This window comes from Roseovarius sp. MBR-51, assembly GCF_053628575.1.
The window spans coordinates 1-13,196 of record NZ_JBRJGQ010000036.1; the positions used below are offsets into that span (position 1 = coordinate 1).

Below are 13,196 nucleotides of genomic sequence, written 5' to 3' on the forward strand. Positions count from 1 at the left end.
ACCTTTAGCTGATAGATTGGAGAAGCGGATGACATCCAAAATCCTTGCCAGCATCAATCCCAAAATTCAACTGCCCCACACTTTACGGTACTCTCTTGAACGTGCTGCTGGCTGAAGGGCTGAACCTTGGCCTCAGCAAAATGGCTGGGGCCACGAACACCCATGATTATTTCCAGCTCTCGCGCTTGTCGCGCTGGCATGTGGAAAGCGAGGCGATGGCACGCGCCTTGGCCATGGTGATCGAAGGTCAATCTGCCTTGCCGATGGCCCGGTTTTGGGGCGCAGGGCAGACCGCTTCGAGCGACGGGCAATTCTTCCCGACCACGCGCCAGGGCGAGGCGATGAACCTGATCAACGCCAAATACGGCCATGAACCCGGTCTAAAAGCCTATACCCATGTCTCCGACCAGTTCGGCCCTTTCGCCACCCAGACCATCCCGGCCACGGTGAACGAGGCCCCTTACATCCTGGACGGCCTGTTGATGACAGACGCAGGTCAGAAAATCCGCGAACAGTATGCCGACACGGGCGGCTTCACCGACCACGTCTTCGCCGTCACCGCCCTTCTGGGCTTTCAGTTCATCCCCCGCATCCGGGATCTGCCATCCAAGCGCCTCTACCTCTTCAATCCGGCATCCTGCCCGAAAGAGCTGACGGGCTTGATAGGCGGCAAGGTCAGGGAACCTGTCATCAGTTCGAACTGGCCCGACATCCTACGCGCAGCGGCCACCATGGTGGCGGGCGCGATGCCGCCAAGCCAACTCTTGCGAAAATTCGCTGCATATCCCCGACAGCATCAACTTGCGGTCGCATTGCGCGAAATCGGCCGGATCGAACGGACGCTGTTCATCATCGATTGGCTGCTGGATGCCGACATGCAACGCCGTGCCCAAATCGGCCTGAATAAGGGCGAAGCGCATCATGCCCTGAAAAACGCCCTGCGCATTGGTCGTCAAGGTGAAATCCGTGATCGAACAGCCCAAGGCCAGCACTTCCGAATGGCCGGGCTGAACCTGCTCGCCGCTATCATCATTTACTGGAACACCAAGCACCTTGGCCAAGCTGTCACGGCGCGCCAACGCGACCGTCTGGATTGTTCACCAGATCTGCTAGCGCACATCTCGCCACTCGGATGGGCCCACATCCTTCTCACCGGTGAATACAGGTGGTCAAAAAAGTGATCAAACCGCCTTAGACCATATGAGCGTTTTGCGGCGGTGACATTTGAGGTGTCACACGGTTTCCTCGACGGACTGGAAAGTTTGATGGAGGAAACAAATGGAAAAGACAGTTTACGTAGGTTTGGATGTCCACGCGGATACGATCGCGGTTGCCCTAGCGGATGCGGGGCGTAGTGGCGAGATGCGGTTTTATGGAACAATTGCCAATTCCGCAGACACTGTGTTGCGGCTGACAAAAACGTTGAGCCGAGACGGGCAAGTCCCAACATTTTGCTATGAAGCGGGACCTTGTGGTTATGGCTTGCATCGGCATCTGACGAGGCTCGGATTTGAATGCGCCGTGGTTGCGCCCGCCATGATACCGCGCAAGGCGGGCGACCGGATTAAGACAGACCGGCGTGATGCAGAGATGTTGGCACGGCTTTGGCGTGCGGGAGAACTTACGCCAATCTGGACGCCAAACGAAGAACAGGAAGCCATGCGGGATCTGATCCGCACTCGTAAACAGACGGTGGATGCTTTGAAGGTGGCCAAACAACAGCTCCTGAGCTTTCTGCTACGACATGGCCTTCGGTACAGGAACGGCAGCTATTGGACGAAGCGTCACCGTCGGTGGTTGGCTGAGCTGCGCAAGTTTCCATATCCGCATCAGCAGATCGCCTTCGAGGAGCTCAAACGTGCCATCGATCAGATCGAGGCACGCATCGTAACACTGGATCAGACAATAGAAACGGCCATCAAGAGCTGGCATTTTGCCCCGGTCGTGGATGCACTTCGGGCGTTGCGCGGCATAAACACGACGATCGCGGCGACCGTTGTGGCTGAGATCGGGGATATCACCCGCTTCGAAAATCCTCGCCAACTCATGGCCTGGTTGGGATTGGTGCCAAGCGAGCATTCAAGCGGATCGACCATCCGGCGCGGGCGATTGACCAAAACCGGCAATGCGTTGGCCCGAACAATGTTGGTCGAAGCAGGATGGTCATACAGGCACCCACCAAAGGAAGGTCACCCCTACCTCAAACGATCCGAACACCTGCCACAGCCGATCAAAGATATAGGTTGGAAGGCACAGACCCGTCTGTGTAAACGGTATCGCCATCTGAGCCGCGCGGGAAAACCCCAACCACGTGTAATCGCAGCAATCGCCCGCGAATTGACAGGGTTCGTTTGGGACATCGCCCGAAAAACGCCGCTCCCTGCCTGAGCACGGCACAAAAGACTGCCTGTGCAGAACGCTGGAGATGACAGCCAATGATAGGTGAACCCTCGGCGTACGTTGGGATAGATATCCGTTCTTAGAGAGAGGCAAGCCCGTATCGAATATGGTCAGGCGGTAACCAATCCGCGGATGAGAGCATGATAACCATCGGTTCGAGCTGACGTCTCCAGCGCCATGCACAGGCTACATATTTTGACCATTCCGCGTCAGTGGGGTAGTATAACCGTGTCGAGAAAATCAAAAACGCTCATGAGAGCGTAGGATTCTGCACTCTCCGGCATCAGACCCCAAGTAGGATCAATCGCTTAGCCATGACAAAAACCCACGGCAAAACCTTTGCAGTTTTGGCAGGTTTTTGGCACAGTTAGGCATGATCATTGGATATGCCCGCGTCAGCACTGACGACCAGAGCCTTGATTCACAGACTGACGTACTTTCGGACGCTGGAGCCGGGAAGATTTTCGCGGATCGGATCAGCGGATCGAAGCGCGCTCGACCGGAGCTGGACAGGATGCTGGACCAGCTCCGCAATGGCGACGTTGTGACCGTCACCAAGTACGACCGCCTGGCGCGCTCGATGAAAGACCTGCTGGAGATTGTCGAGACGATCCGCGCGCGCGGAGCCGGCTTCCGGTCCCTGGCTGAGGACATCGACACGACGACGCCGGCTGGCCGTCTTGTGTTCCATGTTTTTGCTTCCATTGCCCAGTTTGAGCGGGAACGGATTTCAGAGCGGACTAGGGAAGGGCTGGTTTCGGCGCGTAAACGTGGCCGGATCGGTGGCAGGCCCCCTGCTCTAACAACCGACCAAAAGAACGAAGTACGGCGTATGCGTGACGTCGAACACCGTTCAATCACCGAGATTGCCCGCCTGTTCAATGTTAGCGACAGGACAATACGACGCGCGTGAGCGGTCTATAGTCCAGCGATAAATCTAGCTCTGACTAACCGAGTCAGTCGCCACTACCTTTGGACCAATTCTTCAAGGAAAGAGTCTAAGAAATCGTCGGTTACGCCTCGTATTTTCCTACGCTCGCATAGAGAAAACAGCTCTTCCACCGCGCTGTAGGAGATGAAGCGGGCATCCAAGTCAAGAAATTGAGGGCGGTTAGCTTCGCGGATTGCAAGCTCACGAAGCTCTTCTTCCGCAGCGATCACCCACCGCACTCCGGCGAGAGCGGGCAGCTTATCTTTGAACCCTTTCATCCTCGTGAGCCCAGTCGTAATGCCGGTGCTATGCTCGACTTCGATCACGGCCGGCATCGACATTCCATCCCGAAACCAGACCGCGTCGATGAGGCGAGCCGCATGAGCTGCATCCGGAAATGCGGCTAATATTCTCTGGTCAGCTAGACGCTGGATTGTGCCAGGTTGCTCAATCAGCCGACGCCCATCATAGATGATGCCATGATCGTTCTGAGCTATCCATGTGTCCAGACCAAGCTGCCGCCCTATTTTGAGTATGGCAACTTGGATTTGCGCATGTCGACGCGCAACATCAATGTCCATACCCTCTTCAAGAACACCATTTGCAAGGTCTAGGCCCTCATAGACAACGTCTTTGGGAACCAATGATTCCGAGATGACCATATCAACTTCGGTTTCATGTATCTCGCCCTGTGGGTGCGCTTCCGCCAGCTGGATGATGTGCTTATGACCTCGTCTTACAACAGATTTTCCACCCTCGCTCATCTCAAGACGACCGGGGTAACAAATCCAGAAATTTGGTGTGTTGGCGACCAACGCTTCTAATGCTGATCGCGTGTTGTAGGATCCACCAAACAGACGGTCAACGTTAATGGGAGTGCGTTCCGAAATAGCTGCTGCTAATCTTGCAAGCATATTGGTCGAGATAGTCTCAGGCGTAGCATCAACCAAGCGCTGTCCCTTTGTAGGGTTGTAACGCTTGATCGTGATTGGCCCATTTGGCATTGCGACATCATGAATCCGCACCCGAGTGCGAGTTCTGTCAGACGCATAGTTGTAATCTATGTTTCTATTCAGCTGCGAGATTGAATGAACGAGATTTTGAACGGTAACGGGCATTGATGTGACCTTTGACGGTAGCGGCGATTCCTCTCGCCGCCAGGAACGGTACACCATTCCCCACAGTTTTAAACATAGCGCTCAGTGTCATAGACGCAGGAAGCTCGAACTCCCGCGGGGCTGACTGTATGGCGAGCGCCTCCGCCACCGAAATTCTTCGCGCCTCAAACGGATGAACATGAACCTCATTGTTGCCATAGGCTGCTGTTGGCGAATACCGCCAACGATGTAGGCGCTTGTATGACTTTTTACTGTCGTCCCCCTCTTGCAGTGAGAGGAATCGCTTCAAGCCAGCTCGTGGCTTAAACACATGTTGGGCGTTCGGATGTTCTGTAACGGTGTTTTTGTCGAACCAGTGCTGTACCGTCAGCTCCCGTGGCACGCTATTGGGCACAGCACGAAACCCACCTTGCTCGAACGGGTCCATAGTCGGCCAAGCATGCTCGAACGCAGATCGTCCAGGATGAATCACACCCTTCCATTCCAGATCCCCTTTTAAAAAGGACTTTTTGTGAAATCCCATAAGTATAATTCGATCTCGATCTTGAGGTGCTCCGAACTCAATGGCGTTAATGAGACGCTCGTGCAGAAGATATCCAGCCTTGATTAGATCGGCCTTCAAAGATTCATAAAACGCGCGGTGTTTCTTGGTTCTCCAAAGCCCTTTTACGTTCTCGAAAACGAAAAACTCAGGCTTTGCCGCACAAATTAAATCAACATAAACACGGGAAAGCTTCCCATTTTCGCCTGCCTCACCGCGATTTTTGCCCCCTATCGAGAAATCTGGGCAGGGCGGACCACCGATGAAGCCTATCAAATCTCCTGCCGCTCTGGCTTGATCGACCATCGCGCGCATACGCTTGCCATCCAACTCTTCAATAGACTGCCCAGAGTAGCCTTGTGTTGGCGCAGAAATGCCCATCTGGCTCCGGGAATGCTTATAAGCATCCAGAAAAGGCTCATAGAACTCGTTGACATAAAGTGTCCGATAGCCCTCGGCTTCAAAACCAAGATCTAACAGGCCACAGCCTGCGAAAAATGAAAAAATGCCGAGATTGGACTGATCATTCATACGAAAACCCTAGAAAGCAGTTGGACTTCTGGCAACAACAAAGGTCGAGCAGCGCAGTCTGCGCCGAGGATCATGCCATTGCGACTTGTATTGAATTGTAGTTACATAGGCCAGCACTCAATGTCAACTACAAATGACTACAAACACCTACATGACAAAAAGTTTCCCAATCTCGTTCAGACTAGACCCCAATGAGAAAATCGCTCTTGAAAAAGCAGCGGCAGAAGACGCCCGTTCTGTGTCCAGCTTGCTTACGCTGATTGTACGTCAGTGGCTCGCGGAGAGAGGCTCAAGAGAGTCCTGCGACTAAGCAACTTTGCAAGCTCTTCTTTAAGCTTAAGCTATCAGATCAAAGAACACTCGTTGATAACTGTTATCTGTTATCGCCTGCGGCCATCTATCTCTGAAGTTGCAGGGATGTTGATACCTCCGGCCCTAAGACATTCATACAAAAGTTCTTTCTTAGTAAGCCCGCGCCTCGTTGCCTCTGCCGCAAAAGCTTCCTTGATGGGTTCTGGCACATTCGTGAAAGAGAACTGGACACGCGGGGCGTCCTTCATCGCAGATGATTTTGCTTTGCTGACACTTGGCAAAGGTGCCGCCATTGCCTTCAACTTCTTCGAGCTGTTGTCAGCATCCAGATCATCATCGAGGTTTACGCTGACTTTGGCCATGACCCGCTCCTGTAGAAACTGATGAGGCCCCTGCCCTGCAAGTCCGCCAGCACCGACTGAGCCGACCGACGCGCCGATCCTTGTGGGGCTTGCCCTGTAGACGTCATTTCCTTGAACCCTGTCCGGTGCGCGCACATAGCGTTGAGCCGAGGCACATTCTGGGCATCGAGGGCATCGACAATGGCCTGCGTGATGTTTGTTTGTGTATCCACGTCCATCATCACGACCAGGGCCGGAATCTCCTTTTCCATTGTCTCAGCAACACTTTGAACATGTGAATAGGTTCGCTTGGCTCCCTTGGCGTCAGCTTCGTTGGCCTTCGATGGTATCAGGATGAGATTGGCGGCCGCGATGGCGTGCATTGCCATTGCTGACTTGAAGCCTGCTGTATCCACAAAGATTGCGTCATACGGCGGATCAGCCTTCTTCAATGCCTTGACGGTTGGCAGAAGCTTTTCGTCATCTTCTTCGTATAGCCAGTCGAGATCGGTCTGTTCTTTTTTTGCCCACGATTCCAAGTGCCGCTGAGGGTCTGTGTCAATCACGGCGACCCTTGCACCATCCTGAACCATCAGGCTTGCGATGGCCGTCAGAAGTGTCGTTTTTCCCGCGCCGCCCTTTTCTTGCACTACGCTGATAACCTGCGTCATGGCCTGCCTCCATTTTCCCTTAACCCTTAACCCTTAACCAATAACTGTCAACACTTAACAGATATCAGGTATCTGTTAAGTGTTATGGAGCCTTGCCCTTGCGCTCATACCATTTCCGACAAAACCCTATAAAAGCGGCATCCGGGTGACGTGGTGGGTCGTTCATCCACATCCGCCATTCCTGCTCAAGCGCATAGACATCCCATGTGGGAGCAGCCTTTCGAGCCTGATCGTAGGCATCAGAAGACAAACGCACCGATACATCTGAGGCGAACGATGGGCTATCGCCGTAAATCTCTAGGAACTCGGGCTTTGGAGTAATTTCCAGTACATCATGCAAAAGCCTGAAGCGATAATCGGGCATGTGGGACTGAGCCTCATCTGCCCTGCAGATCGCCTTTACAAGGCGTTTGAACTCTTTTGCTGTAGATGTAGAGCCTGTCTTGTGTTGCAGCTTATCTAGCCCGATCCGCCAGACATCCTGCTTTCCGCAGTGCTTTCGTGCCAACTCATACAAGCGCCGCTCCAAAGGTTTGCGAAGCTGAAAATATGCTTTGTTAAGTGTTAGCACATTCTTGTTCTCGATTGCCTTGACGAGCCAGTCACCCATTTCCAGTTCCACGCTGAGAAGGCGTCCTGTGGAGTCCTCCTTGACGATCCGCGCGTCGGTGATGAATGAAATCGAACGCCATTCGCCTAAGCCATGATCATGAATGTTCGTCTCGATCTGCGTAAACTGAAGACGGGTGAGGGCACGTCGAAGCGTTGCGTAGGCCTGTCCGGTAGTATGGCGGTTTGTGGCCTTCAGCAGATCATGGGCTGAAATCCGGACACGACGACCGATCTCCTGACCTTCGTTCTTCGCGGCCATGAGTTGGCTCAAAACATAAATCAGAATATCCCTATCGAAGACATTTGCACGGCCTTCCTCAGCCGCTGGCGTGATCTTCACCTTCACGTTGCCTTGTTCGTACTCGAACGCGGCCAGGTCCTTTTTGACCGAAAGCGAAAACAGGGGGTGTTCCATAGAGGCGCGGTCACTCTTGGGCGTGGCATCCAAGATGTCACAGACAAACAGGTCCGGCTCAGTGTGCCGCTGCGGTAGCAAAGCTGTTCTTTTCCGGGGTCGTGCCATTATTCGATAATCTACCCACCATTATTCGACAGTCTGCCCACCAGAGGCGTGCATTATTCGATACTCTACACACCTTTCTTCGATAGTCTACCCACCTTTCTTCGATACTCTACACACCGGCAGGCTGAAATATAGTGAAATAGAACAACGAAATCAGTGTGTTGCGGAGATGGCGATTCTCGTAACACCTTCTATAACACATATATAACACACAAGTTCTCAGGCAGAGCTGATCATCCCCATCACATGACCACTCACCGTCGATAGAACACGCAGGCATCGACACCCGTGGTTGTCGTGGTCCAGGACGCCCCAAGGACAGCACATGTGGACGCGTTGCTGGCCAAGAAACGAGGAAGCGTCACCGTCAGCACCAGGGCCACAACCAATGCACCCAGACCAAACCAGGGCAGGCGGCTTTTAAGGCGAGCCGCTTTCTGTTCCCGTTCGAACACCGCTCGATAGGCTGTGGACCTGTCATCTTCCGATTTGGCCAAGGCCCCGATGGTCTTGTCCGTCTGGACGCCAAGGCGTCTGACAATCTCGGTCATCGCGTCTGCCGTTGCGCCCAGGTGGCTGTCGAGGGTCTGGCCCAGAAGATCCCCGTATTTTTTCGGATTGGTTTGGTCCCGTGCGGCGAAGGCCGCGATCCGCGCTTCTGTCGCGACCTTGATCTGCTTGTCCGCCACGGCGGTCAGATCGTCGATCCTGTCGGACATGCTGGCGACAGCAGTTGCCATGAGATCGAGCGTTTCGCGCAGATCATCGTCGGGGAGGTCGGGTTGGTCTGGCATCGGGAGGCGTCCTTCAGATTACTGGTCCTGCGGGACAAACAGTCCCTTGAACTCGGGATCGGCGTAATAGCGCAGCTTTTGGGCGACGGCGGTGGCTTGCCCCTGCACGCGCAGGAGCTGGTTTTCCGGGCGGAGCTGCATGATTTCATCGGGGGTGAGCAGGTCGCGGCCCGTGAGGTTGTTGCTGAAGCTGGGACCGTCACCGGGCTTGAAGCTGTCGGTCTGGAATCCGGCAGTTTCCTGACCCATCATCTGGCTTAGCCACTTGGCCGTCTCGAAATCATTCACCCCGAAGACCTGCTGCACCCCGGCATTGGCAATGAACGTGCCCGCGCGTTCGCCGTAGAGGTCCCTGAGCTGGCTCATGTCCTGCAGGATTGGCCAGAGCTGGAGGCCATAGCCTGCCATCAGCCCCATGGCGCGCTCCACGGCCTCCAAGCGACCCAAGGCGGCAAACTCGTCCAGGAGGAACAGCGTGGGCGTCTTGAGGCGCTGTGTGCCCCCCTGAGCGTCTGCAGGGCCGCTCAGGGGCCTCACGGACGCCTCAGCGTCCCGTGCAATGTCCTGAAGGGCCTGAGAGACCAGAAGGCGCAGCCAGCGGCTGTAGGCGTCCATCCGGTTCGGTGGCAGCACCAGAAACACCGAAGTGATCCGGTGGCGCAGATCGGAGAAGTGGAAATCCGACCGCGAAAGAACTTTCGCGATGCGTGGGCTGTCCAGGAAATGCGTGTGGCGCTGTGCGTTCGACAGCACCGAGGCGGCTTCGCGATCCGCCTTGCCGAGGAAGCGGTTGGCGGCGCGGGCAATCAGCCCGCCCGCCGCATCGCTGTCCTGCATCAGCTCCAGTAGCGAGCGCAGCTTTTCCGGGGGCAGGGTGAGATATTCCCGGACGGTGGCAAGCGTCCGGCGGTTGCGGTCCTCGTGGCAGACGCAGAACATGATCAGCCCGCCGAGGATGGCCTTGGCCTCCTCGTTCCAGTGCGCTTCCGTGACCTGTCCCGGCGGGTCCATGACCAGCGCCTCTGTCAGGGAGGCCGCATCCTCGCCCAGATCGAGGCTGTCCGGTGCCAGCCGGTCAAGCGGATTGTAGGCGGCAGAGGGCATCCCCGAGACCTCAAACGGATCGAGGACATGGACGGTGCCGAACCGCCGCCGGGCTTCCCCGGCGATCCGGGCATTCTCGCCTTTGGGGTCGATGACCAAAACCGAGCGCTCCGCCGCCAGCAGGTTCGGGATCACAGTACCAACGCCTTTCCCGGCCCGTGTCGGGGCGAGGGTGATCAGATGGGCCGGACCGCCATAGTGCAGCAGCCGTCCGGTGTGCGGGTTGCGCCCGATCAGAAGGCCGTCTTCCCGCTGGAGTTTCTTCAGCTCCTTGCGGTTGGCGAAGCGGGCGGAGCCGTGGCTGTCGCCGGTCAGCCCGAAGAAGGCGTCCGCGCCAGAGGCCATGCGCCAATACTGGAATCCGAAGACGCCACCAACAAAAATGAACGGCCCGAAGACCAGCCACTGCCATGCGCTTTCGCCGGGCGGTTGGTCGAAGAAGGCGAAGACGAACGGCGTGGCGACAAGTGCCCCGATCATCGCGCCGAACAGGACAGCGCCGATCATCCAGCCCAACAGGATAGGCGCGAAGATCAAACGACCGAAGAACCGGAACAGCCCTCCGAAGACGCGCATCACGCCCCGCATCAGGACGGCGTTTCCGGATCAGAGCCGGACGAGGCAGGGGAGGGAGTTCCCCAGTCCGCAAAGGCCTTGCGATCCTGTTCGCGGGGCAGGTTGCGGATCAGCCGGTCGAGCATCGCGGCAGCCCCGGAATCCCGTTCCGCCAGGTCCATGAGCGCACCGCCCAGGATCACCTTGCGCCGCGTGTCGAGTTTGCGCTGTCTGGTGCTTTCCCGGTTCTTCAGCGCTTGGAGCCGGGCCTTGGCCTGGGCATATCGTTTCTCGGCGCGCTCAAGTTCTGTTTCTGCCAAATCTCTACCCTCGCCACCAAATATTCTTGAGGTTGAAGTTGTTCTTGCCAGATCAACCGATAGCGCTTACCCGTAGGCCTGTAAAGGACAAGGGCGCACTTATGCAAACTCTCCACCTGCGGTTCCGAGATTTGCGTGCGATCTCTCTGGGGCAAAGCCCCGGCCGATGGCCATCCCCTTCGCTGCGTGCCGCCGCGACATGGAAGGGCGCGCCGCCCCTTCCAAACCATCCCAGCCCAACCTCAGCGGTTGGATCGCGTCCCGCAAGGTCGCGCCAGCGTCTCGCCCGATGCCCCACGGTGGGGGCCGGTCTGCCGCTGGCGTCTCCCTTGCGGGAGGTTCGTGTCGGTGCGAGCGCGCACCCCGGCAGACCTGACGGTGCCGACACGAACCGGGTTTGCCCCCGGCAAACCGCCAGTGATCTGTCCCCATATCCCGCCCCCCATGAGGCTGGGGATCTGGGGGCAGATCACTGGCAAGCCCGCGCGTCGGAGAGCTGTTGGCTCGCCTCAAGCGGGCTGTCTTTTCCCCTCGGACCGCGCCGGTTCCGGGCGCACTCTTGCGGAGAAAAGACGGCTGATCTGATTGCCAATGTCAGGGCATCGGCACGGATCAGCTGCGGCGCGTGGGCGCGTTTGCTTCACAGGCGAGGGGAGGACGCATGGCCAGCTACCACCTCTCCGTGAAGACGATCAAACGCAGCGCCGGGCGCTCCGCCACGGCGGCAGCGGCCTACCGTGTCGGGGAGCGTATCGAGTGCCTGCGCGAAGGCCGTGTCCACGATTACACCCGCAAGCAGGGCATCGAGGAGACCTTCATCCTGACCCCGAAGGATGCCCCGGATTGGGCGCAGGATCGGTCCCGCCTCTGGAACGAGGCCGAGGCCAGCGAGACCCGTCGCAACTCCGTCACCGCCCGCGAATGGGAGCTGGCCCTGCCGTCCGAGATCAGCGACGAGGACCGGTCGCTGATCACCCGTCAGTTCGCCGAGGAGCTGGTCAGCCGCTACGGCGTAGCTGTCGATGTTGCGATCCACGCGCCGCACCGCGAGGGTGATCAGCGCAACCATCATGCCCATGTGCTGACCTCCACCCGCAAGCTGGAAGCCGGGGGCTTCACAGCCAAGACGCGCATTCTTGATTCCGCGAAGACGGGCGGCGTCGAGATCGAGCAGATGCGTGGCCTCTGGGCCGAGTTGCAGAACCGCGCGCTGGAGCGTGTCGGGGAGGTCAAGCGCGTCGATCACCGGTCGCTTGAGAAGCAGCGCGAGACGGCGTTGGATCGTGGCGACAAGTTGAGCGCTGAGGAACTGGACCGCGACCCGGAGCTGAAGCTGGGGCCAGCGGCCAATTCCATGGAGCGACGCGCGAAGTGGATGGCCGAGCGCCAGGGCCGGGAATACAAACCCGTCACCGAGCGTGGCGCTGTCGTCCATGCCGCTCGCCAGGCACGCGCCGCCTTCCGCGAAATGCGCGAACGCCTGGACATTGCGCGGGAGACTTACGGGATGGCCCGTGAGGAAGGGCAGGGCCGTGTCTCTGCCGGTCTGGCGGCACTCAGGGCCGCGACAGCGAAGGATCGCAGCAGCGAGCGCACCCCGGAGGACTTCCAGGAGCGTCTGGCGCGCGTCGTGGACCGGTCACGGGACCAGGACGACACGCCGAAACCAGACGGCCGCAATTATGCGCGGGAGCTGCTGAAAGAGATCATGGAGAAAGACGCAGGCCGGGACGGTCAGGCGGCGGTTCACAAGTTGGACGGGCACAGTGACCCGGAGCTTGGCGAAGACACCGGGCGCGAGGCGCGCAAGCCGTCCGTCAATGAGCGCCTGAAGGACGTGCTGAACAAGCCGCGCGAGCGGCTGGAACCGGATAACGACCGTGATCATGAACGCGATGATGATGAACAGGAAAACACGCGGGACAGGGACCGTGGCGAAGGCCACAGTCTGTGACGCGGTCTGACAGGGCAAACAGAGGAGACTGAAAAATGGATGAAGTGTTCAACGTGGGAAAAACGTTGCTGCTGGATGGGCAGCCCATGTCCTTGGTTACGCCCGCAGGCGTCGAGGGCTGGATCGATCAAGGGATCAAGTACAGCTATCGCTACGATCAGGTGCGCGATCCGCTCGACGGTCAGATGAAGTACCGCTGCATCTATGAGAAGGATGGGGCGGATGTGCCGTTTGTGCTGGTCAACAGTCCAAGTAGTGGCGATGGGCGCGTGATCCTGTTTGATGATGTGCGGGATCAGCCACCGGTGTTCCATCAGCGACGGTGAGCGATGCTGCGATGCCGCAAGGCCGCTTCGAGCCCATCTTGTAAGTTTTCTGCAATGCGGCCAATGTGGAGAGTACCGTAAAGTGTGGGGCAGTTGAATTTTGGGATTGATGCTGGCAAGGATTTTGGATGTCATCCGCTTCTCCAATCTATCAGCTAAAGGT

General features: G+C 57.3%; 12 protein-coding genes and 1 pseudogene. 5 read left to right on the top strand and 8 right to left on the bottom strand.

Annotated elements, in window-relative coordinates; genetic code table 11:
- Positions 1 to 92 precede the first annotated feature (92 nt).
- From ACSSVY_RS21865 to ACSSVY_RS21875, 3 genes and pseudogenes are all read left to right on the top strand, one after another.
- Positions 93 to 1,181 (top strand): annotated as a pseudogene (locus ACSSVY_RS21865) (Tn3 family transposase); the annotation flags it as partial.
- A gap of 97 nt (positions 1,182 to 1,278) precedes the next feature.
- Positions 1,279 to 2,388, top strand: coding sequence for an IS110 family RNA-guided transposase (locus tag ACSSVY_RS21870; protein ID WP_037239143.1), 1,110 nt, complete (start codon positions 1,279 to 1,281; stop codon positions 2,386 to 2,388).
- A 385-nt stretch (positions 2,389 to 2,773) separates the two neighbouring features.
- Positions 2,774 to 3,313 carry a recombinase family protein gene (locus ACSSVY_RS21875; protein ID WP_037239145.1) on the top strand — a complete coding sequence of 180 codons (540 nt, stop codon included), beginning with the start codon at positions 2,774 to 2,776 and terminating at the stop codon, positions 3,311 to 3,313.
- 53 nt (positions 3,314 to 3,366) lie between these two features.
- Here ACSSVY_RS21875 and ACSSVY_RS21880 read toward each other — a convergent pair whose 3' ends face one another.
- The 8 genes from ACSSVY_RS21880 to ACSSVY_RS21915 form a co-directional block, all read right to left on the bottom strand.
- On the bottom strand, positions 3,367 to 4,449 hold the full coding sequence (locus ACSSVY_RS21880; protein ID WP_037239147.1) for a hypothetical protein: 1,083 nt from the start codon (positions 4,447 to 4,449) through the stop codon (positions 3,367 to 3,369).
- On the bottom strand, positions 4,400 to 5,521 hold the full coding sequence (locus tag ACSSVY_RS21885) for a DNA cytosine methyltransferase (RefSeq protein ID WP_037239154.1): 1,122 nt from the start codon (positions 5,519 to 5,521) through the stop codon (positions 4,400 to 4,402). The genes ACSSVY_RS21880 and ACSSVY_RS21885 overlap by 50 nt, the downstream gene beginning before the upstream one ends.
- Positions 5,522 to 5,901: 380 nt before the next feature.
- The gene (locus ACSSVY_RS21890) at positions 5,902 to 6,195 is read right to left on the bottom strand and encodes a hypothetical protein (protein ID WP_037239032.1); all 294 of its coding nucleotides are present in this window, start codon (positions 6,193 to 6,195) and stop codon (positions 5,902 to 5,904) included.
- A complete protein-coding gene (locus ACSSVY_RS21895; RefSeq protein WP_037239034.1) occupies positions 6,177 to 6,845 on the bottom strand; it encodes a ParA family protein in 669 nt (222 codons plus the stop codon). Before ACSSVY_RS21895 ends, ACSSVY_RS21890 begins: the two co-directional genes overlap by 19 nt.
- 82 nt (positions 6,846 to 6,927) lie before the next feature.
- Positions 6,928 to 7,980 (bottom strand): replication initiator protein A, encoded by a 1,053-nt coding sequence (locus ACSSVY_RS21900; protein ID WP_075571766.1) that lies wholly within the window; start codon positions 7,978 to 7,980, stop codon positions 6,928 to 6,930.
- 254 nt (positions 7,981 to 8,234) lie between these two features.
- Positions 8,235 to 8,774 (bottom strand): hypothetical protein, encoded by a 540-nt coding sequence (locus ACSSVY_RS21905; protein ID WP_037239036.1) that lies wholly within the window; start codon positions 8,772 to 8,774, stop codon positions 8,235 to 8,237.
- Between the two features lie 18 nt (positions 8,775 to 8,792).
- On the bottom strand, positions 8,793 to 10,454 hold the full coding sequence (locus ACSSVY_RS21910) for a type IV secretory system conjugative DNA transfer family protein (RefSeq protein WP_245875216.1): 1,662 nt from the start codon (positions 10,452 to 10,454) through the stop codon (positions 8,793 to 8,795).
- An 11-nt stretch (positions 10,455 to 10,465) separates the two neighbouring features.
- The gene (locus ACSSVY_RS21915) at positions 10,466 to 10,753 is read right to left on the bottom strand and encodes a hypothetical protein (protein WP_037239041.1); all 288 of its coding nucleotides are present in this window, start codon (positions 10,751 to 10,753) and stop codon (positions 10,466 to 10,468) included.
- 661 nt (positions 10,754 to 11,414) lie between these two features.
- Between ACSSVY_RS21915 and mobQ the strand changes: the two genes are divergently transcribed.
- Both mobQ and ACSSVY_RS21925 read left to right on the top strand, forming a co-directional pair.
- A complete protein-coding gene (gene mobQ / locus ACSSVY_RS21920) occupies positions 11,415 to 12,707 on the top strand; it encodes a MobQ family relaxase (protein WP_037239043.1) in 1,293 nt (430 codons plus the stop codon).
- Between the two features lie 35 nt (positions 12,708 to 12,742).
- Positions 12,743 to 13,033 (top strand): hypothetical protein, encoded by a 291-nt coding sequence (locus tag ACSSVY_RS21925; RefSeq protein WP_037239045.1) that lies wholly within the window; start codon positions 12,743 to 12,745, stop codon positions 13,031 to 13,033.
- The last annotated feature ends 163 nt before the right edge of the window (positions 13,034 to 13,196 follow it).